This window comes from Burkholderia pyrrocinia (genome assembly GCF_018417535.1).
GTDB lineage: Bacteria > Pseudomonadota > Gammaproteobacteria > Burkholderiales > Burkholderiaceae > Burkholderia > Burkholderia pyrrocinia_E.
In genome coordinates this window covers 2309941-2329338 of the sequence record NZ_CP070978.1, presented here as the reverse complement: position 1 = coordinate 2329338, position 19398 = coordinate 2309941, and the positions used below count along the sequence as shown (strand labels likewise).

Sequence of the window (19398 nt, the reverse complement as noted above, 5' to 3'; positions counted from 1 at the left end):
TCAGCGATCCTTCGGGTCGAGCGCGTCACGCAGGCCGTCGCCAACGAAGTTCACGCAGTAGAGCGTCACGCACAGCATGACGGCCGGGGCCAGCAGCAGCCACGGCATCGATTCCAGTTTCTGCGCGCCGTCCTGGATCAGCACGCCCCAGCTCGTCATCGGCTCCTGCACGCCGAGGCCGAGGAACGACAGCACCGATTCGGTCAGCACGATGCCCGGCACCGACACGGTCGCGTACACGACGACCACACCGAGCAGGTTCGGCACGACGTGGCGCAGCACGATCGACGTCGGCGTCACGCCGATCGCGCGCGCCGCATCGACGAACTCGCGGTTGCGCAGCGACAGCGTCTGGCCGCGCACGACACGCGCCATGTCGATCCACGAGAACGCGCTGATGGTCAGCACGACGAGCATGAACGAGCGGCCGAACAGGGTCATCATCAGGATCGCGATCAGCAGGTACGGGATCGCGTACATCATGTCGACGATGCGCATCATCACGGAGTCGACACGGCCGCCCGCGAAGCCCGCGGTCGCGCCCCACGCGACGCCGAACAGGCCCGACACGAGCGTGCCGAGCACGCCGACCTCGATCGACACGCGGCCGCCGATCAGCGTGCGCACCAGCAGGTCGCGGCCGAGCTCGTCGGTGCCGAACCAGTGCTGGTTCGCCCACGTCGGCGGCAGGCTGATCGAGCTCCAGTCGCTCGCGGCGGGATCGGCCGCGAGCAGCCACGGGCCGACGACGCACGCGAGCGTGATCAGCACGAGCAGCACGAGGCTGAACACGGCCGCGCGGTTGTGAAGGAAGCGCGCCATCGCGAGCGCAAGCGGCGAGCGCGAACGCGGCGGCGAGTCGGTCTGCACGGGCAGGCCGACGACGGGAGTAGTCGGAGTCATCGCTGTGCCTCGCTCAATAACGGATGCGCGGATCGAGCCACGCGTACGCGAGGTCGACCAGCAGGTTGAACAGCACCGCGCAGACGGTCGTCAGCACGACGAGGCCGAGCACCAGCGTGTAGTCGCGGTTGATCGCACCGTTCACGACGAGCTGCCCGAGCCCCGGCAGCGCGAACACCGATTCGGTGACGACGGCAGCCGTGATCGACGAGATGCAGACCGTGCCGAACAGCGACACGACCGGCATCAGCGCGGGCTTCAGCGCGTGGCGCAGCACGATCGTCGAGCCCGGCAGGCCCTTCGCGCGCGCGGTGCGGATGTAGTTGCTCGACAGCGTCTCGATCATCGAGCCGCGCATCACGCGCGCGAGCAGCGACATGTTGATGAAGGTCAGCAGCACGATCGGCAGCAGCCGGTACTGCCAGCCGCCGTCGCCCCAGCCGCCCGCCGGCAGCCAGCCGTTGCCGGCCGAGGTCTTCAGCAGGATCGCGAAGATCCACACGAGCACCGGGCCGAGCACGAACGGCGGCACGACGTTGCCGACGTTGCCGATCAGCATCACGATGCGGTCGATGAAGCTGTCGCGGCGCACGGCCGCGACGGTGCCGAGCAGCACGCCGAGCCCGATCGAGATCGGGATCGACACGCCGCCCACGCCGAGACTCACCGGCAGCGCCTTGCGCACGAGGTCGTTCACGGACCAGTCGACATAGCGGAACGACGGACCGAGGTCGCCGTGCAGCAGCGCGTCGAGATACATCAGGTACTGCTTCCACAGCGGCTGGTCGAGGTGGTACTTCGCGTTCAGGTTCGCGAGCGTCGCGGCGGAAAGCTGCTTCTCCGTATCGAACGGGCCGCCGGGCGTGAAATGCAGCAGCAGGTAGCAGACGGTGACGACCGCGAGGATCGTCGGCACCGCCCACAACGTGCGCCTCAGTGCGTAGGCCAGCATGATCGCTCCGCTCAGTGCTTGACCAGGTACATGTCCTGCGAAGCACGCATGTCGATCACGTTCTTCAGCGAGTAGCCGCCGACGTACGGCTTCACGAGACGGTCGGCCGAGTACTGGAACAGCGGCACCATCGGCGTGTCGTTCAGCGCGAGGTCGTGCGCCTGCGTGAGCAGCGCGGCGCGCGCCTTGTCGTCGAGCTTCTGGTTGCCTTCGTCGACGAGCGCGTCGGCCTGCTTGTTGCAGTAGCCGACCGTGTTCTGCGCGCTGCCGCAGCGCAGCAGGTCGAAGAACGTCATCGCGTCGTTGTAGTCGGCGAACCAGCCGTCGCGCGCGATCTGCACCTTGCCGTCATGCCGCTCTTTCATCAGCACCTTGAACTCGACGTTCTCGAGCTTGGTGTTGACGCCGAGCTTCGTGCGCCATTCCGACGCGGCGAACAGCGCGACCTTCTTGTGCAGGTCGTTGGTGTTGTAGGTCAGCGTGAACGACAGCGGCTTCGCATCCGAGTAGCCGGCCTGCTTCAGCAGGTTCTTGGCCGTCTCGACGCGCTTGGCCATCGGCCACGACGCCCAATCCGGCGTGAACGGCTGCACGCCCTTCGTGCCGTTCGGCATCAGCCCGTACATCGGCTTCTCGCCGGCCTGCGTGAGCTTCGAGGTCAGCACCTCGCGATCGAGCACCATCGACAGCGCCTGGCGCACGCGCTTGTCCTTCAGCGCCGGATCGCTGTTGTTCAGGTAGTAGTAGTACGTCGCGAGCTGCAGGCCCTGGCGCAGTTCGCCGCCGAACTGCTTGCTGACCTGCTGGAAGATGCCCGACGGGATCGAGTAGCTGTAGTCGATCTGGCCGGCCTGGTACATGCGCATCGCGGTCTCGTCGCTTTCGATCGGCAGGTACGTAACCTTGTTGATCACGACCTTCGGCGCGTTCCAGTACTTCGCGTCCTTCGCGATCACGATGCGGTTGTTCGGCTGCCAGTCGACCAGTTGGAACGGGCCGTTGCTGACGATATTGCCCGGGCGCGTCCATGCGTCGCCGAGCTTTGTCACCGTGTCCTTGTTCACCGGCGCAAGCGGCACCATCGCGGTCAGCTCCGGGAAGAACGCGACGGGCACGTCGGTCGTCACCTCGAGCGTGTACGGGTCGATCGCGCGCACGCCAAGCGTCGACGGCGCGGCCTTGCCCGCGATGATGTCCTTCGAATTCTTCACGAACTCGACGAGGATCGTGTATTTCGAGCCCGTCTTCGGATCGACGAGGCGCTGCCACGCATAGACGAAATCGGCGGCCGTCACCGGCTGGCCGTTGCTCCACTTTGCGTCGTGGCGAAGCTTGAAGATCCACGTTTGCGGCGTCTTGCGCTCCCACGACAGCGCGACGCCCGGCACGACCTGGCCGGCCGCATCGATGCGGGCGAGCCCTTCGAACAGGTCGAGGCCGATCGTGTTGCCGGTCCACGATTCGATGTGCGCGGGGTCGAGCGACTCGACCTCGGCGGGCACCTGTCGCGTCAGGTCCTGTTGAGGAGCGAGCGCGACGTTCGACGGAACGGTAACGGCGTGGGCGACGGGCGTCGTCAGGGCGAGCGCGGCCAGCACGGCCAACATGGCATGCAAGGATTTCATCGTGGCAGTCTTGAGAAAGTGGGTTCGGTGAGCGTCGCGCGGCGAATGCCGCGGCTTACGCGTGAGACGCTGACGGGTGCAGCGATTGAGGAGGCCCGTGATTCCCGTATTGCATATTAGTATTCCTTACGTTTCTTTCGACAGGCATTCCGTCTTGGAAACGAAGGAATACCTGTGCGTTAGAACAGCCTCGGTGTACCGACCCAGACCACCACCGACTCGATCTTCGCGGTGTTGACCCAACTGTGCGGGACCGTCGACTGATAGTGCGAACTGTCGCCGGCCTGCAGGACGAACGTCTTGCCTTCCAGCGTCAGCGACACTTCCCCTTCAATCACATACAGGAACTCCTCTCCCGCATGTGTCGTCACCTCGGACCGCTTCTGCCCCGGCGGCAACCTCACGAGGATCGCCTCGAGCTGTCGCCCTTCGGATACGTTCGTCAGCCGCGCGAACAGGTTCGCCGAATCGGCAAACCCGAAGAAGCGCAACTGCTCGCCTCGGCAGACCGAGCGTTCCTCGCTCGGCGTATCCACGAAGTACTGCACCGTCACACCGAGCGCGTGCGCGATACCGGCCAGCGACGTCAGTGACGGCGACGCGAGCCCGCGCTCGACTTGAGACAGAAACGGCTTCGAAATCCCCGCGGCGGTAGCGGTGTCGTCGAGCGTGCGCTTGAGTCGTTGGCGCAACGCGCGAATCTTGCTGCCCAGTACGGCGGCAGCGTCTGCGGACCGCGGGTTTTCAGTGGGGGGAACCATAGCAGGCCGAAAAGTAGTCGTCAAAAAATGTTTGATGGAAAGTAACTAAGTTAATTCGAGATAGCTTAGTCTTCGGGTTCACGCACGTCTTCGGTGTTGAGCCCGGTGCACTAAACGGGGCACGAGACGAGCGAAACGACGCGCTATCTTGCCAGACTCGCCGGCTTCACAGGCAAGCTGCAAGCGGCTCTCCGGGAATCTTCGGAGGGCCGGAGAGAAATCTTACAAATAGGTTATGAGACGAATGTTCTTGAAAGCTGCTGCCGCATCGGGAGTTTCCCTGAGTGGCGCATACCTGACGCACCGGACCGGCGAACGTTACCATTCGCGCGCCGGTCGGGGCCACTCGCCGCCCTATCATGCGGAGTCCGACCCCGGCCCGGGTTAACCGCCCGACTGTTCCATCGCCAGCGCAAAGCCTATCCGGCCCATTGTGCATCGGCTCCAGTTCGACCCCAAGACGACGCGTGATCCGTGCCGTCCGTTTCAAACGAGATTGATGATGCATTCACCTGTTTCACAAACCCGATCGTTTACGACGGTCTTCCTCATCGAAATGTGGGAGCGCTTCGGCTACTACGGCATGGCCGCGCTCCTGGTCCTCTTCATGGTCGACCGGCTCGGTTTCACCGACAGCCATGCGAACCTGACCTGGGGTGCGTTCACCGCGCTCGTCTATGCGGCACCGTCGATCGGCGGCTGGATCGGCGACAAGGTGCTCGGCGCCCGCCGCACGATGATCATCGGCGCGGCCGTGCTGTGCACCGGCTACCTGATGCTCGCGGTACCGAACGACCAGCTCACGTACATGTACGCGTCGCTCGGCGTGATCGTCGTCGGCAACGGCCTGTTCAAGGCCAACGCGGCGAACCTCGTGCGCCGCATCTATGAAGGCGACGATGCGCGCATCGACAGCGCATTCACGATCTACTACATGGCGGTCAACATCGGCTCGACGGTGTCGATGCTCGCGACGCCGTGGATCAAGGATCACTGGGGCTGGCACGCCGCGTTCGCGGTCTGCTGCGGCGGCATGCTGCTCGCGATCCTCAACTTCATGCTGATGCATCGCACGCTCGCGCACGTCGGCTCGCAGCCCGACGACGAACCGATCCGCTGGAAGCGCCTCGGCGCGGTCGCCCTGGGCGGCGTCGCGCTCGCGCTGATCACGCTGTACGTGCTGCAGCACAAGCAGCTCGCGGTTGCCAGCGTGTGGACGGCAGCGTTCGCGATCCTCGCGATCTTCGCGTACATGATCGCGAAGTCGGAGCGCTCGGAGCGCGCGGGCCTGATCGCGGCGCTCGTGCTGATCGGCCAGGTGATCCTGTTCTTCATCTTCTACGTGCAGATGTCGACGTCGCTGACGCTGTTCGCGCTGCGCAACGTCGATCCGCGCTTCATCCTGTTCGGCACGACGCTGTTCACGTGGAGCGCCGCGCAGTTCCAGGCGCTGAACCCGATCTGGATCATGCTGCTGAGCCCGGTGCTCGTGTGGGTCTACAACGCGGTCGCGAAGGGCGGCCGTGACCTGCCGGTCGCCGCGAAGTACGCGCTCGGTTTCGGCGCGGTCGCCGCGGGCTACCTGGTGTTCACGATCAGCGGTCGTTACGCGGTCGACGGCCGCGTGTCGTCGTGGTTCATGGTGTGGGGCTACGGCCTCTACTCGCTCGGCGAGCTGCTGGTGAGCGGCCTCGGCCTTGCGATGATCGCTCGCTACGTGCCGGCGCGCATGAGCGGCTTCATGATGGGTGCGTATTTCGTCGCGACGGGCGTGTCGCAGTATCTCGGCAGCGTCGTCGCGAACTTCGCGCAGATGCCGTCGCACGAGCTGCCGGCCACCGAATCGCTGCCGCTCTACCTGTCGCTGTTCGAGAAGCTCGGCTGGCTCGCCGCGATCGGCATGCTGCTCGCGCTGCTGCTGCTGCCGCTGATGAACCGCCTGTCGCGCCAGCATCAGCGCTGCGCGGAAGAGCGCCGCGAAGAAGCGCTGCAGGCGCAGGCCGCCGTCGCGGCCCAGTAAGTACTATCCCTTGGCGTGCGGCATGCACGCCACATTCCCCTGCCGGTTGCGCGATCGCGTCCTACACTGGTTGCAAGAAGCGCTTCAACCGAGACGCGCGACAGGCAGGGGAATACGATGAAAAGCAAGACCACGCGGCTCCTGAGGATACTGTCGGACATCCGGCACGCTCAGCGCTGCACCGCGATACGCGCCGCCCGGGCCGCAGCCGAAGTCGACGCGGTGCTCGCGGAACACGACGACCCGGCGCCGGACGACCGCGACGACGCCGAATCCGACGAAGCGACCGCCGTTCCCCGCTCCCGTATCGGCTCACCTCACTGACGCCGCGCGGCACGTTGCGTGCCGCACGTGCCGCCTCCCGCGCCGCTCACGCGGCCGCGCTTCGCCATCGCGCGATCCACGTTCCCGAACCGGCCACGGCCATCATCAGCCCGAGCGCGCATGCGTCGGCCACGAGGCCCACGCCGACATGCCGCAGATCCGCGCTGTGCGCGACCGGGTGCAGCAGCGAATCGATTACGAGCGAGATCGCCGCCCCCGCGACGAAGCAGATCAGCCCGCGCTGGCCGACGGCGACGACGGGGCGCACGGCCTGCGCGATCCGCGCGATCCAGCCGTAGCGCACGCAATCGGCCATCAGCCACGCGATGGCCGCGAAACTCACGACGCGCGGCAGCGCGAGATCGCGCTTGAGCACGCCTTCGGGCAGCGGCAGCCCCGAGAACAGCTTGTAGCTCGCACAGCCGAGCACGACCGCGCACGCGACGCCGGTCGCCTCGGCGCCCCACCGCCCGAGCGCGACGCTTCGGTAGAACGGCTGACAGCGCGCCAGCACGCCGGCGACGAACATCAGTTGCCATGCGAACGGGTTGAAGCTCCAGCGGAAGCCGTCGGTGTCCAGCAGTTCGGGGCCGAGCCAGCCCGCCGCCAGCCACGACGCGACGCTGAACGCGACCAGCAGCCACGGATGGCGGCGCGCGCACGGCACGAGCGCCGGCGACGCGAGCGCGAACAGCACATACATCGGCAGCACCGACGCGAGATACGGCTGGCGCTGGAACGTCAGCAATTCGGCGAGGCCCGTGAGCGGCGACGCGAGCATCACGCTGACGTCGTCGAGCGCGAGGTTCGGCGCATCGATCCCGTAGTGATCGAGCACGGCCGACACGACGAGCATCAGCGTCGACGTCGCGAGAAACGCGCGGTAGATCTGCATCGCGCGGCGCACGAACCGGCGCTGCGCGGCACGCGCACCGTGCCGTTCGGCGATCGCGCCGTACGCGCTCGCGGTCGCGAAGCCGCCGAGGAAGACGAACACTTCGGCCGCGTCGCACAGCGCGAACGCGTGCAGCGTCACGCGCGACAGCACGCTCGCGCCGATGTGATCGACGACGATCATCAACAGCACAAGCCCGCGGAAGAAATCGACTTCGATCAGGCGGCCGCTGCGCGACGGCTGAACCGTGGCGGAAGGCGGCATGCTCAACGACATGAGCGCACCTGCGCAACGGCGGCACGACACGCGCCGGGGAAAGGATCGGGAAGGAGAAGGCGAGCGCGATCAGCGGCGATACGCGTATGCTCGCATCGCGCCAACCCGGCCGGCCAGGCACGGAGATGACCGTTCATTGGAAAGCTGCATACGAAGGGAAGTCGGTCAGGCCAGTCTAATGGCCGATCGGGGGAGACCCTAAGTAACAAAGTGCAACCGAATCTTCTGTTCGATTACAACGGCGAGGCCGGCGACATGAAGCAGGCAGTGTCGCCAGATTCACGTCAGCGCGACGCCAGTTTGCAGTCAGCATCGATGCGTTCGGCGGCTGTTCGACCGATGTTCGATGCGCGATGCGCGGCACGTTCCGCGCGGCCGCACCGCGATCGAGCTCGACGTTTATCCGCGTGCGGGCAATCGCCGCATCAGCATGGCGCTGTGCCACGCGGTCAGCGCGACGGCGACCCAGATCGGCCCGTACGTCGCGAGCTTCGCGACGCTCAGCGTTTCGCCGAGCAGCAGCAGCGACACCGCGACGAGCAGCACGGGCTCGACATAGCCGAGAATCCCGAACAGCGCCATCGGCAGCATCCGGCTCGCCTTCAGGTAGCTTGCGAGCGCGAGCGTGCTGAGTACGCCGAGCCCCGGCAGCAGCACGGCCCACAGCACCGGATGGCTCGCGACACGCGTCGCGCTCGTCGCGACCATCGCGAACGCGATCGGGCACAGCAGCGCGATCTCGACCGCGAACGCGGCCAGCGAATCGGCGTTGATCCGCCGGCGCAGCACGAAATACGGCGGATAGCCGAGCGCGACGACGAGCGTCGGCCACGCGAACGCGCGCGTCGTCCACACTTCGTGCGCGACGCCGAGCGCGGCGCACGCGACCGCCGCCCACTGCAGCGGATCGAGGCGTTCGTGATAGTAGAAGCGGCCGACGAGCACCATCGTCAGCGGCAGCAGGAAATAGCCGAGCGACACCTCGAGCATCCGGCCGTGCAGCGGCGCCCACAGGAACAGCCACAACTGCACGCCGAGCAGCGCCGCGCTCGCGGGCAGCGCGATCAGCAAACGCCAGTCGCGCACGCCGCGCTGCGCGAGCGCGACGAGCGCGGGCCAGCGGCCGCGCAGCGCGATCAGCGCGAGCGCGCCCGGCGCGGTCCACAATACGCGCCACGCGAAGATGTCGAGCCCCGTGAGCGGCGCGAGCAGTTTCGCGTAAGCCGACATCAGCGCGAACAGCGTCGATGCCATCACCGACAGCATGAGCCCGCGCCCGGCTTCCGGATACCCCGTCATCGTTGTCGTGCGCCTGTTACTGCTGCTGGAAACGCTCGAAGCGCCTTTCGGTCCGACGTTCCTCGAACGTCACCTCGGTCACGTGCGCGGCCGGCGGCCCGTGGCGCAGCCACGCGAGCATCCGGTCGATCTGCGCGCCGGGGCCCTGGATCATCGCCTCGACGCTGCCGTCCTCGAGATTCGCGACCCAGCCGCGCAGCTTCAGCGCATGCGCTTCGCGCACCGTCGCATGACGGAAGCCGACGCCCTGCACGACGCCGCGCACCCGCACGTAGTAGGTCTCGATCCGTTCGTCCAGTTCATTGCGGCTCATCGCGTCGCCCTCCCGTTGCATTCAAGCCCGGCATTGTAGTCGCGTCGGCCGCTTCGCACACGCGCCGGGCAGGCAGGCCGCGCGCCGCCGCGGAAGCACGGCCCGCCGGGCGCGCCGGCGATGCGTCGCCGCGCGCGCCGACCACGTACAATCTCGCCGATGCTCAACCGCCGCGCCGCTCGCGCGCGGCCCCGAAGGAAACGCATGACTGATACCTCCCGCGATCTCGTTCTCGTCACCGGCGCGTCCGGTTTCGTCGGCTCGGCCGTCGCACGCATCGCGCAACAGAAGGGCTTTGCGGTGCGCGTGCTCGTGCGCCCGACCAGCCCGCGCACGAACGTCGCGGATCTCGACGCCGAGATCGTCACCGGCGACATGCGCGACGAGGCGTCGATGCGCGCCGCGCTGCGCGGCGTGCGCTACCTGCTGCACGTGGCGGCCGACTACCGGCTGTGGGCGCCCGATCCCGACGAGATCGAACGCGCGAACCTCGAAGGCACGGTCGCGACGATGCGCGCGGCACGCGCCGAAGGCGTCGAGCGGATCGTCTACACGAGCAGCGTCGCGACGCTGAAGGTCACGAGCGCGGGCGACCCGTCCGACGAAAACCGGCCGCTCACGCCCGAGCAGGCGATCGGCGTCTACAAGCGCAGCAAGGTGCTCGCGGAACGTGCGGTCGAGCGGATGATCGCCGACGAAGGGCTGCCGGCCGTGATCGTCAACCCGTCGACGCCGATCGGCCCGCGCGACGTGAAGCCGACGCCGACCGGCCGCATCATCGTCGAGGCCGCGCTCGGCAAGATTCCCGCGTTCGTCGACACGGGGCTGAACCTCGTGCACGTCGACGACGTCGCGCACGGCCACTTCCTCGCGCTCGAGCGCGGCCGGATCGGCGAGCGCTACATCCTCGGCGGCGAGAACCTGCCGCTGCAGCAGATGCTGGCCGACATCGCGCAGATGACGGGCCGCAAGGCGCCGACCATCGCGCTGCCGCGCTGGCCGCTGTACCCGCTCGCGGTCGGCGCCGAAGCGGTCGCGAAGTTCACGAAGAAGGAGCCGTTCGTCACCGTCGACGGGCTGCGGATGTCGAAGAACAAGATGTATTTCACGTCCGCGAAGGCCGAGCGCGAGCTCGGCTACCGCGCGCGCCCGTACCGCGAAGGGCTGCGCGATGCGCTCGACTGGTTCGGCTCGGCGGGGTACCTGAAGTAACACAAAGCGGCGCGCCTCGCGCCGCTTTGCGCACTTTGTTACACGTCGCGCACGGACCAGCCCCTGCGCAGCGGGTAAAATCGCGGGTCTTACGCAGAGAAGACACGCATGAACCTGAACGATCAGATCGATTCGCTCAACGCGGGCGTCGATCAGCTCCTCCACGATCACCACGCCGCGCAGCAGGCGGCCCGCAGCGCGGAAGCCTTCGCGCGCGCCGCAGCAGCGCAAGCCCAGGCCGCCGCGCAACGTCACGCCGACGCGGAAACCGCAGCGCAGGCCGCCGCGCAACGCCACACGGCGGCAGCCGCCGAGGCCGAAGCCGCGCAGCAGCGCCACGCCGAAGCGACCGCCACCGCCGAAGCCGCCGCCCACCGTCATACGGATGCCGCCGCGCAAGCCGAAGCCGCCGTGCAGCGCCACGCGGAAGCCACCGCACTGACCGAAGCGCTCGCGCAACGTCACGCGGATGCCGAAGCCGCATCGCAACGTCACGCAGCCGCGATCGCCGAAGCGGAGGCCGCCGCGCAACGCCATTACGCCGCCGCGACCGAAGCCGATGCGGCCGCGCAGCGCCATGCGACCGCGACCGCCGAAGCCGAGGCCGCCGCGAAACGTCACGCGCAAGCGATCGCCGAGGCCGACGCGGCCACGCAGCGTCACACGGCCGCGATCGCCGAGGCCGAAGCGCTCGCGCAGCGTCACACGGAAGCGATCGCCGAAACGCAGGCCGCCGCGCAGCGTCATGCCGACGCCACCGCCGAGGCGGAAGCCGTCACGCAGCGTCACGCCGCGGCGATCGCGCAGGCCGAAGCCGCCGCGCAACGCCACGCCGACGCCACCGCGCAGGCCGAAGCCGTCACGCAGCGCCATACCGAAGCGATCGCGCAGGCCGAGGCCGCCGCGCAGCACCACGCGAAGGCCATCGCCGACGCCGAAGCGCTGGTCGAGGCCGTCGTCAAGGAAGCCGCGACGAACGCAATGGCCGCCACGGCCGTTGCCGCCGAAGTCGTCGAACCGGCACCGGCGGACACGCCGGCGGCGGAACCGGCTGTGAACGCAGCCGCGCCGGCTGCGGCCGATGTAGCCGATGTAGCCGATGCGGCGGCCGACGCCGGAACCGCGATCGTCGCGACGGCGCAAGCCGAAGCCGCGACCGAAACCGAAGCCGCCGCCAACCCGGCCGACAAATCGACGCTGCACGTGTCGCGTCCGACGCAGAACGAACTCACGCTGACCGTCAACGGCGAATCGATCACGCTGCATCCGGAGCAACTGGGTCAGTTGATCGAGGAACTCGCGCATGCGCGCGCGTCGATGCAGCCGGAGCCGCCGCCCGGCATCCCGGCCGGCTGGCGTTTCGTGACGACGAAGAACCCGATGATGGCCGTGCAGAAGCAGTCGAACGGCGACCGCCTGCTGGTCGCCCGCCACACGGGCTACGGCTGGGTGCCGTTCACGTTCTCGCCGGACGTCGTGGTCCAGATGTACATGATGCTGACCCAGCGGTAGGCGCGCACGCATCGGTCCGCCATTGCGCCGAAAACGAAACAGCCCGACCGGTTTCCACGATCGGGCTGTTTGCTTTCCGGCCGCCGGAAAGGCAGCCTCCCGGGACGCGCCCCAACGGCGCGCGAAACGCTCAGCGATCCACCGGCGCCTGCACGCGCGCCTTCCACTGGCCGCCCTTGCCGCGCCAGTAGCGCCACGCGGACGCGAACGTCGCGCCCACATAGAACAGCGCGACGAGCGGCAGCGCGGGCGCCCACAGCGGCGAGCGCCGGTAGTAGCGCAACATCGGCGCATACGCGGCGCACATCGACGCCCACGCGAGCCACGCCGGCCACGCGCGCGCGCCGTAGGCGAGCGCCGCGACGGGCGGCACGAGGTAGATGATCGCCATCCCGAGCAGCGTGCCGGCCAGCAGCAGCGGCGAATAGTGCAGTTGCGTGAACGCGGTGCGCGCGATCATGTTCCAGATCTCGCGCCAGCTGTCGTACGGGCGCAGCGACACGCTGCGGTCGGCCAGGTCGAGGCGGATCGGATGGCGGCCGCTGCCGCGATGCTTGATCTGCGCGGCGAGGCTGCAGTCGTCGATCAGCGCGCCGCGGATCGACTCGATGCCGCCCGCTTCCTCGAGCGCCGTGCGCTTCACGAGCATGCAGCCGCCCGCGGCGCCGGCCGTCCGGTTGCGCGGGTTGTTGATCCACGAGAACGGGTAGAGCTTCGCGAAGAAGAACACGAACGCGGGGATCAGCGCCTTTTCCCAGAACGAATCGCAGCGCAGCCGCACCATCAGCGACACGAGATCGCGGCTCTCGGCCTGCGCGCGCGTGACGAGCTGCGCGACGGCGTCGGGCGGATGGCCGATGTCGGCATCCGTCAGCAGCAGGTAGTCGGCCGGCAGGCCGAGCGTCTGCACCGCGGCGATCCCCTGCGACTGCGCCCATACCTTGCCCGACCAGCCGGCCGGCAGCGGCTTCGCGGCCAGCACCGTCAGCCGGTCGGCGCGGTTGATCGCGAGCGCCGCCGCGCGGGCCGCGTCGGCGGTGCCGTCGTCGCTGTGGTCGTCGACAATGATCAGATGAAAGTCGCCCGGATAATCCTGCTCGAGCAGCGAAGTCGCCGCGCGGGCGATCACGTCGGCCTCGTTGCGCGCCGGCACGACCGCGACGACGGCCGGCCACCCGGCTTCGGCCGCCGCACCGCGCGCCTCGGGCGGCAGCGGCCGCGCGGGCACCGCCCGCCAGAAGCCGCCGCGCGCGACGAGCAGCACGATCCAGATCACCAGCGACAGGCCGGACACCAGGAAAGCGATCGCCAGCATCATCGGCGCGCCTCCTGCCGATCGCCGGCATGCTCAATAGGGGTCAGGATAAAAGCGCCCGAAACCGCACGGGCGGCCGGACAATACGCGTAAGAATCGACGGTCATCGAATGGCCTTGAAATGAGCGCGACGCCGGGCAGCCGGAGCGGCCGCCCGCGAAACCGCGTAGTTTACTGGGTTCCGCGCGCGCCAGCGCCGACGCGGCTCTCCCGCAATTGCAACAGGACCGACACGGCACCAGAGCAAGGACGGCCCGATAGAGTTAAAATGCGCGATTAATTCGGGGTTCCGGGGCCTGGCTTGGCCGGTTCGTTCCTGCCTTCATAACATCAAGCCGGGGCGAGCGAGCAGTGCCAGCTCCTCGAACCCCGGTGTCTGTCGTCGGAGTTCGCTCACTTATGCGAGTCATCCTTGCCCAGCCCCGCGGCTTTTGTGCGGGGGTTGTCCGTGCGATCGAGATCGTCGATCGCGCGCTGCAACAGCACGGCGCGCCGGTCTATGTGCGTCATGAGATCGTTCATAACCGGCATGTCGTCGAAAATCTGCGTAATAAAGGGGCACGATTCGTTGAGGAACTCGACGAGGTGCCGCACGGCGCTGTCGCGATCTTCAGCGCGCACGGTGTCGCCCAGACGGTCGAGCGCGATGCTCAAACGCGCGGGCTCGACGTGCTCGACGCGACCTGTCCGCTGGTCACGAAGGTGCACGTGCAGGGCCGCCAGTATGCCGCGGCGGGCCGCCGGCTGATCCTGATCGGCCATGCGGGCCACCCGGAAGTCGAGGGTACGATCGGCCAGATTCCGGCCGAGGTGATCCTCGTGCAGAGCGAAGCCGAAGTCGCTACGCTGACGCTGCCCGTCGATACGCCGGTCGCGTACATCACGCAGACGACGCTGTCGGTCGACGACACGCGCGGCATCATCGAAGCGCTGCAGCGCCGGTTCACCGACCTCGTCGGCCCGGACACGCGTGACATCTGCTACGCGACGCAGAATCGCCAGGCCGCCGTGCGCGAGCTGAGCGAACAGGTTGAAGTGCTGCTCGTCGTCGGCGCGACGAACAGCTCGAACTCGAACCGCCTGCGCGAGATCGGCACCGAAAGCGGTGTGCCGAGCTATCTCGTCGCCGACGGCTCGGAAGTGAAAGCCGAATGGTTCACGGGCGTGCAGACGGTCGGCCTGACCGCCGGTGCGTCGGCGCCCGAAGAGATGGTCGAGGATGTAATCGGCGCGCTGCGCGCGCTGGGGCCCGTCGATGTCGCGACGATGGCGGGCCGTGAGGAAAAAGTCGAATTCAAGCTGCCGGCGAAGCTCACGCAAGCTGTCGCCCGCGAAGTTTAAGGAGGACATCCCTTGTCTATTCCGCTGCTCCAGCAAGTCCGTGTCGGCGCGTACATCGTGCGCCAGCACCTGTCCGGCAACAAACGCTATCCGCTCGCGCTGATGCTCGAGCCGCTGTTCCGCTGCAACCTCGCGTGCAACGGCTGCGGCAAGATCGATTATCCGGATCCGATCCTGAACCAGCGCCTGTCCGTCGAGGAATGCCTGCAGGCCGTCGACGAGTGCGGCGCGCCCGTCGTGTCGATCGCCGGCGGCGAACCGCTGCTCCACAAGGAGATGCCGGAAATCGTCAAGGGCATCATGAAGCGCAAGAAATTCGTGTACCTGTGCACGAACGCGCTGCTGATGGAAAAGAAGATGGACGACTACGAGCCGAGCCCGTATTTCGTCTGGTCGGTCCACCTCGACGGCGACCAGCAGGCGCACGATCACTCGGTGTCGCAGGAAGGCGTGTACGACAAGGCCGTCGCGGCGATCAAGGAAGCGAAGCGCCGCGGCTTCCGCGTGAACATCAACTGCACGCTGTTCAACGATGCGGTGCCCGAGCGCGTCGCGAAGTTCTTCGACACGCTGGGGCCGATCGGCGTCGACGGCATCACGGTGTCGCCGGGCTACGCGTACGAGCGCGCGCCGGATCAGCAGCACTTCCTGAACCGCGACAAGACGAAGAACCTGTTCCGCGAAATCCTGAAGCGCGGCGAAGGCGGCAAGCGCTGGTCGTTCAGCCAGTCGTCGCTGTTCCTCGACTTCCTGGCCGGCAACCAGACGTACAAGTGCACGCCGTGGGGCAACCCGGCGCGTACGGTGTTCGGCTGGCAGAAGCCGTGCTACCTGGTCGGCGAAGGTTACGTGAAGACCTTCAAGGAACTGATGGAAACGACCGAGTGGGACAACTACGGCGTCGGCAACTACGAGAAGTGCGCGGACTGCATGGTCCACTGCGGCTTCGAGGCCACCGCCGTGATGGACACGATCGCGCACCCGCTGAAGGCGCTGCGCGTGAGCACGAAGGGCATCAAGACCGACGGCCCGTTCGCACCGGACATCTCGATCGCGAAGCAGCGTCCGGCCGAGTACGTGTTCTCGCGCCACGTCGAGATCAAGCTCGAGGAAATCCAGCGCGCCGGCAAGGGCAAGCTGCAGAAGCCGGCGAAGCCGGCAACGGCCGCTTAAGCGCGTTTCGCCACGCGGGGGTTGTACCTCCGCACAGGCGGGCATGAATGAAGCGCCACGGAGTTCGCTCCGTGGCGCTTTTGTTTTGGGCCGCTGATTTGCCCGCACGACGTTACCGCGGCAGCCGCGCAATCGCCGACGTCGCGCGATTGCATCGGCCGCGCCGGTGCGGCCGGCCCTGTCTCCTCCATCCTCCCCGCGAAACCGGCGCGGCGCTACGCGGCCAGCGATTCGGCCGCATGCATGCGCATCTTCTCCGCCGCGCCCGCCACGAGCGCAGGCTGGCCGCTCGACGCGAACGTGCAGACGTGACCCCACAGCTCGGCCAGCCGATGCCGCGTGAGCGTCGCGACGCAGGTGTCGTGCGCCGCGAGCACGCGCTCGAGCACCACGCACTCGTCGTCGCGCAGCGCCCATGCGCCGCTTTGCGCCGCGCGCGCCACGCTCGCATCGAGCGCGCGCTCCGCGTCGACGCACAAGTCGATGTCCGCCTCGGGGCACACCGCATCGTCGATCGCCAGGAACACCAGATAGACGCTCGTGCGCAACCGCATCAGCAGCGCCTCGTTGCCGTGCTCGCCGCGCAGCGCGACGAGCGCCATGTGGCATTTCAGCGAGATGTCGCGTACATGTGCGGGCGGCAGCGGTAGCAGCCACTCGCGGGTCAGCGGCACGTGACGACGATTCTTCCGGGTGGCCTTCATGATTCGCGCTCGCTGGCGGCAGCATCGCTCGCCGCGAAATCCGGCCACGCGATGCGGCACGCGATCGTGCCGCGACCCGCATTGCGATTGTGCTTCGCACGGCGCCACGCGCCGTGCCCATCCCGCACATCCGGCAGCCGGCGCGGCGCCGACGCGCGCACGACGCCGGCGAATCGGATCGGGCAAGCCATGCTCGTCTCCTGCATCAGAACGTGTTCTCGCCCTTCAGGTAGTACGCGGTCTTGACGAAGAACGCCTGGACCGGATGGCCTGCTTGCGCGTCGCGGGCCACGCGCGCTTCCATCGCGGCCCGCTCTTCGCGAGACCGGTCGGGCACCGGATTACGGACACGCTCGAGCGCACGCTGCATCGCGAGCGGATAGTTCTGGTTGCCGGCCGTCGTCGCGCGATAGCCGGCACGCGTCATCTGCATCAGTTGCGCGTCGGTTTCGGCGCGCGCCGCCGACCAGCTCAACCGTGCGTCATTCGGCGACCAGTCGGAACCGGCCGACTGCGCAAAACCGACGGCGGGCAGCGCAACGAGTGCGCAGGAGAGAACAGCAACGGGAACGAGGGATCGCATAGTGGCCTCCAGATGGTTGTCCCCGCATCGATCGCGATCGTCGATGCGTTGAAACCATCGTATGTCGCGCTGCATTCCGCTTGAATAGCCGATTTCGCAATTGATATTTTCGGCTTTGCATTCGGCATTCGATCGGCGTCATTCGTGACTCCCGCCGAAACGGAATTTCTTTATTTCATTCAACTGCCTGATCGTACTTTTCCGGACGACCCGAGACGACGCGCGCACCGCTTTTTCAATTTCCGAAATGACGTGTTGCCTGTGCGAGTGCAGCCAGCGCAAGTGCCGACAAGGCTTCCGGCGTGATATCGCGCACGCGGATACCACGGGAGCGGTTTCATCGGATCAAACAGTTCTTCTGATACAGGACAAATCATCCGCTTCGGATTGCCGGATCGCGACACGACGCACACGGCAAGGACGCGCGATAATCACGCATCGGCCGTTTCGCACGGCGCCTCATGCATTCCCTTTTTTATCGAGTCCTTCCATGGCTGCCCTCGACACCACCGCCATCGACAGTTGGCACGCGCACGTCTATTTCGATGCGGCCAGCCGCGACGCGGCCTGGGCGTTTCGCCACGTCGTCGACGAACGGTTCGGCGCGGTCATCGAACTCGGCCGCTTTCACGAACGCCTTGTCGGCCCGCATCCGGCATGGTCGTACCAGATCGCGTTCGACGCCGCGCGATTCGACGACATCGTGCCGTGGCTCGTGCTGAACCACGGCGCGCTCGATATCTTCCTGCATCCGAATACGAACGACGAACTGCGCGACCATCGCGATTGCGCGGTGTGGATCGGGAAGTCGTATGTGCTGAATCTCGACGCGCTGGCGGGATAACGGTTGGCGCAGGACGGCCTTCGGCCAAGGCTGCATCCACGTTTCAGGCCGGCGTGAAACGTCTCGCGGCATCGCGCCCATACAGTGGGTTCCGTTATCGACGCTTCCGGAACCCGCCATGACACACGCCGACGCCGATGCCCGGCGCATCCATGAAAGCTGGCACGCCGCCGTTGTCGCTCGCGACCTCGATGCGCTGATATCGCTGTACGCGGACGACGCGATACTCGAAACGCCGCTGATCGTCGTCACGCTGCCCGACCACGGCTCCGGCGTGCTGCACGGCAAGGCCGCGATCGGCGAATTCTTCGCGGCCGGCCTGCGCAATCCGGGCAACAAGCTCGGACGCTGGTACCGAACCGGGCTGTTCTTCTCGAACGGCCGCCAGCTCACGTGGGAATATCCGCGCGCCACGCCGGAAGGCGACCAGGTCGATCTCGTCGAGGTGATGGATCTCCGCGACGGGTTGATCGTTCATCATCGCGTTTACTGGGGATGGGTCGGGTTCATGGCACTGCACGGCACAGCAGCGGCGGCCGGGCGCGGATAAGGTCCGTCGTGCCGTACGCGATCACACGCACGTAACGACGCCCCGCTCACGCGACATACATCGCGACACTGACGAACTGGCACAGGCTGCCGGCCAGCACGAAGAGGTGCCAGATGCCGTGTCCGTGGCGGATGCGTTCGTCGTTGATGAAGAAGTAGATGCCCACGCTGTAGATGACGCCACCGGCGACGAGCCACGCAGTGCCCACCGGCGGCAGCGCATGGATCAGCGGACGCACCGCGACGAGCGCGAGCCAGCCCATCAGCACGTACAGGATCATCGACAGCATGCGCGTGCGCCGCCCGAGCGTCAGTTCCTGCACGATGCCCAGCGCGGCAAGCCCCCAGCTCACGCCGAACAGCGACCAGCCCCACGGGCCGCGCAACGTGACCAGCGTGAACGGCGTGTAGCTGCCGGCGATCAGCAGGTAGATCGCCGAATGGTCGCATTTCTGCAGGATCGCTTTCAGGCGCGGGTTGCGCACGCTGTGGTACAGCGTCGAGATCGCGTAGAGCAGGATCAGCATCGCGCCGTACACGCTGAAGCTCACCACCTTGTACGGGTCGCCTTCGAGCGCGCCCATCGTCACGAGCGCCACGAGGCCTGCCACCGACAGCACCGCGCCGACGAGATGGGAAATGCTGTTGAAACGCTCACCGACATGCACGACGTGTTCTCCTGCGGGTCCATCGGGAAAAATGAACCCTATGATACCGGCGGCCGGAATTTGCCGTGCTGCGCGCCGGCAAACGGCGACGCGACAGCCGCGCGATGGGCGCCGCCCGGCCCGCAAAAA

20 protein-coding genes are annotated in these 19398 nt (G+C 67.1%); 8 read left to right on the top strand and 12 right to left on the bottom strand.

Translation table 11 applies throughout. From position 1 onward, the window contains the following. The 4 genes from JYG32_RS28625 to JYG32_RS28610 form a co-directional block, all read right to left on the bottom strand. Entirely contained in the window at positions 1-903 is a 903-nt protein-coding gene (locus JYG32_RS28625) for an ABC transporter permease (RefSeq protein WP_174379460.1), read from the bottom strand. Between the two features lie 13 nt (positions 904-916). Then, complete coding sequence (locus tag JYG32_RS28620; protein WP_213265845.1) at positions 917-1855, bottom strand: ABC transporter permease subunit; 939 nt, start codon at positions 1853-1855, stop codon at positions 917-919. Positions 1856-1866: 11 nt separating this feature from the next. Then, positions 1867-3480, bottom strand: coding sequence for a peptide ABC transporter substrate-binding protein (locus tag JYG32_RS28615; protein WP_213265844.1), 1614 nt, complete (start codon positions 3478-3480; stop codon positions 1867-1869). Between the two features lie 179 nt (positions 3481-3659). Next, complete coding sequence (locus JYG32_RS28610; protein WP_047902204.1) at positions 3660-4241, bottom strand: cupin domain-containing protein; 582 nt, start codon at positions 4239-4241, stop codon at positions 3660-3662. Positions 4242-4740: 499 nt separating this feature from the next. Here JYG32_RS28610 and JYG32_RS28605 point away from each other — a divergent pair, with 499 nt between their 5' ends. Further along, the gene (locus JYG32_RS28605) at positions 4741-6261 is read left to right on the top strand and encodes a peptide MFS transporter (RefSeq protein ID WP_213265843.1); all 1521 of its coding nucleotides are present in this window, start codon (positions 4741-4743) and stop codon (positions 6259-6261) included. A 117-nt stretch (positions 6262-6378) separates the two neighbouring features. Continuing rightward, positions 6379-6585 (top strand): hypothetical protein, encoded by a 207-nt coding sequence (locus JYG32_RS28600; RefSeq protein ID WP_213265842.1) that lies wholly within the window; start codon positions 6379-6381, stop codon positions 6583-6585. Positions 6586-6631: 46 nt separating this feature from the next. Here JYG32_RS28600 and JYG32_RS28595 read toward each other — a convergent pair whose 3' ends face one another. From JYG32_RS28595 to JYG32_RS28585, 3 genes are all read right to left on the bottom strand, one after another. After that, positions 6632-7756, bottom strand: coding sequence for an OpgC domain-containing protein (locus JYG32_RS28595; RefSeq protein ID WP_213265841.1), 1125 nt, complete (start codon positions 7754-7756; stop codon positions 6632-6634). A 399-nt stretch (positions 7757-8155) separates the two neighbouring features. Continuing rightward, the gene (gene rarD, locus JYG32_RS28590) at positions 8156-9055 is read right to left on the bottom strand and encodes an EamA family transporter RarD (RefSeq protein WP_174379467.1); all 900 of its coding nucleotides are present in this window, start codon (positions 9053-9055) and stop codon (positions 8156-8158) included. A 16-nt stretch (positions 9056-9071) separates the two neighbouring features. Further along, the gene (locus JYG32_RS28585; protein WP_174379468.1) at positions 9072-9368 is read right to left on the bottom strand and encodes an acylphosphatase; all 297 of its coding nucleotides are present in this window, start codon (positions 9366-9368) and stop codon (positions 9072-9074) included. A gap of 204 nt (positions 9369-9572) precedes the next feature. Between JYG32_RS28585 and hpnA the strand changes: the two genes are divergently transcribed. Both hpnA and JYG32_RS28575 read left to right on the top strand, forming a co-directional pair. Continuing rightward, positions 9573-10580 (top strand): hopanoid-associated sugar epimerase, encoded by a 1008-nt coding sequence (gene hpnA, locus JYG32_RS28580; protein ID WP_213265840.1) that lies wholly within the window; start codon positions 9573-9575, stop codon positions 10578-10580. 108 nt (positions 10581-10688) lie between these two features. Then, positions 10689-12092 (top strand): phage tail protein, encoded by a 1404-nt coding sequence (locus tag JYG32_RS28575; RefSeq protein ID WP_213265839.1) that lies wholly within the window; start codon positions 10689-10691, stop codon positions 12090-12092. 130 nt (positions 12093-12222) lie between these two features. Here the strand turns inward: JYG32_RS28575 and JYG32_RS28570 are convergent, their stop codons facing one another. After that, entirely contained in the window at positions 12223-13410 is a 1188-nt protein-coding gene (locus JYG32_RS28570; protein WP_174379470.1) for a glycosyltransferase, read from the bottom strand. Positions 13411-13806: 396 nt separating this feature from the next. Between JYG32_RS28570 and ispH the strand changes: the two genes are divergently transcribed. Then, positions 13807-14748 carry a 4-hydroxy-3-methylbut-2-enyl diphosphate reductase gene (gene ispH, locus JYG32_RS28565; RefSeq protein ID WP_174379471.1) on the top strand — a complete coding sequence of 314 codons (942 nt, stop codon included), beginning with the start codon at positions 13807-13809 and terminating at the stop codon, positions 14746-14748. A 12-nt stretch (positions 14749-14760) separates the two neighbouring features. Then, positions 14761-15921: an adenosyl-hopene transferase HpnH gene (hpnH, locus tag JYG32_RS28560; RefSeq protein ID WP_174379472.1), complete on the top strand. Its 1161-nt coding sequence runs from the start codon at positions 14761-14763 to the stop codon at positions 15919-15921. 215 nt (positions 15922-16136) lie between these two features. Here the strand turns inward: hpnH and JYG32_RS28555 are convergent, their stop codons facing one another. The 3 genes from JYG32_RS28555 to JYG32_RS28545 are packed head-to-tail and all read right to left on the bottom strand — an operon-like array spanning position 16137 to position 17208. Further along, complete coding sequence (locus JYG32_RS28555; protein ID WP_213265838.1) at positions 16137-16625, bottom strand: hypothetical protein; 489 nt, start codon at positions 16623-16625, stop codon at positions 16137-16139. After that, positions 16622-16816: a hypothetical protein gene (locus tag JYG32_RS28550; protein WP_174379474.1), complete on the bottom strand. Its 195-nt coding sequence runs from the start codon at positions 16814-16816 to the stop codon at positions 16622-16624. The genes JYG32_RS28555 and JYG32_RS28550 overlap by 4 nt, the downstream gene beginning before the upstream one ends. Before the next feature lie 14 nt (positions 16817-16830). Then, entirely contained in the window at positions 16831-17208 is a 378-nt protein-coding gene (locus tag JYG32_RS28545) for a hypothetical protein (protein WP_213265837.1), read from the bottom strand. 490 nt (positions 17209-17698) lie between these two features. Between JYG32_RS28545 and JYG32_RS28540 the strand changes: the two genes are divergently transcribed. Continuing rightward, entirely contained in the window at positions 17699-18052 is a 354-nt protein-coding gene (locus JYG32_RS28540) for a DOPA 4,5-dioxygenase family protein (RefSeq protein WP_213265836.1), read from the top strand. Positions 18053-18170: 118 nt separating this feature from the next. Beyond that, positions 18171-18602 carry a nuclear transport factor 2 family protein gene (locus tag JYG32_RS28535; protein WP_213265835.1) on the top strand — a complete coding sequence of 144 codons (432 nt, stop codon included), beginning with the start codon at positions 18171-18173 and terminating at the stop codon, positions 18600-18602. A gap of 46 nt (positions 18603-18648) precedes the next feature. On the opposite strand, the gene trhA is transcribed toward JYG32_RS28535, so the two are convergent. Continuing rightward, positions 18649-19269 carry a PAQR family membrane homeostasis protein TrhA gene (gene trhA / locus JYG32_RS28530; protein WP_174379478.1) on the bottom strand — a complete coding sequence of 207 codons (621 nt, stop codon included), beginning with the start codon at positions 19267-19269 and terminating at the stop codon, positions 18649-18651. Positions 19270-19398 lie beyond the last annotated feature (129 nt).

What these genes read in the sequence shown, in the direction of transcription:
- JYG32_RS28625 (WP_174379460.1), bottom strand. Translation starts at nt 903, where the DNA reads ATGACTCCGACTACTCCCGTCGTCGGCCTGCCCGTGCAGACCGACTCG.
- JYG32_RS28620 (WP_213265845.1), bottom strand. Translation starts at nt 1,855, where the DNA reads ATGCTGGCCTACGCACTGAGGCGCACGTTGTGGGCGGTGCCGACGATC.
- JYG32_RS28615 (WP_213265844.1), bottom strand. Translation starts at nt 3,480, where the DNA reads ATGAAATCCTTGCATGCCATGTTGGCCGTGCTGGCCGCGCTCGCCCTG.
- JYG32_RS28610 (WP_047902204.1), bottom strand. Translation starts at nt 4,241, where the DNA reads ATGGTTCCCCCCACTGAAAACCCGCGGTCCGCAGACGCTGCCGCCGTA.
- JYG32_RS28605 (WP_213265843.1), top strand. Translation starts at nt 4,741, where the DNA reads ATGATGCATTCACCTGTTTCACAAACCCGATCGTTTACGACGGTCTTC.
- JYG32_RS28600 (WP_213265842.1), top strand. Translation starts at nt 6,379, where the DNA reads ATGAAAAGCAAGACCACGCGGCTCCTGAGGATACTGTCGGACATCCGG.
- JYG32_RS28595 (WP_213265841.1), bottom strand. Translation starts at nt 7,756, where the DNA reads ATGTCGTTGAGCATGCCGCCTTCCGCCACGGTTCAGCCGTCGCGCAGC.
- rarD (WP_174379467.1), bottom strand. Translation starts at nt 9,055, where the DNA reads ATGACGGGGTATCCGGAAGCCGGGCGCGGGCTCATGCTGTCGGTGATG.
- JYG32_RS28585 (WP_174379468.1), bottom strand. Translation starts at nt 9,368, where the DNA reads ATGAGCCGCAATGAACTGGACGAACGGATCGAGACCTACTACGTGCGG.
- hpnA (WP_213265840.1), top strand. Translation starts at nt 9,573, where the DNA reads ATGACTGATACCTCCCGCGATCTCGTTCTCGTCACCGGCGCGTCCGGT.
- JYG32_RS28575 (WP_213265839.1), top strand. Translation starts at nt 10,689, where the DNA reads ATGAACCTGAACGATCAGATCGATTCGCTCAACGCGGGCGTCGATCAG.
- JYG32_RS28570 (WP_174379470.1), bottom strand. Translation starts at nt 13,410, where the DNA reads ATGATGCTGGCGATCGCTTTCCTGGTGTCCGGCCTGTCGCTGGTGATC.
- ispH (WP_174379471.1), top strand. Translation starts at nt 13,807, where the DNA reads ATGCGAGTCATCCTTGCCCAGCCCCGCGGCTTTTGTGCGGGGGTTGTC.
- JYG32_RS28555 (WP_213265838.1), bottom strand. Translation starts at nt 16,625, where the DNA reads ATGAAGGCCACCCGGAAGAATCGTCGTCACGTGCCGCTGACCCGCGAG.
- JYG32_RS28550 (WP_174379474.1), bottom strand. Translation starts at nt 16,816, where the DNA reads ATGGCTTGCCCGATCCGATTCGCCGGCGTCGTGCGCGCGTCGGCGCCG.
- JYG32_RS28545 (WP_213265837.1), bottom strand. Translation starts at nt 17,208, where the DNA reads ATGCGATCCCTCGTTCCCGTTGCTGTTCTCTCCTGCGCACTCGTTGCG.
- JYG32_RS28540 (WP_213265836.1), top strand. Translation starts at nt 17,699, where the DNA reads ATGGCTGCCCTCGACACCACCGCCATCGACAGTTGGCACGCGCACGTC.
- JYG32_RS28535 (WP_213265835.1), top strand. Translation starts at nt 18,171, where the DNA reads ATGACACACGCCGACGCCGATGCCCGGCGCATCCATGAAAGCTGGCAC.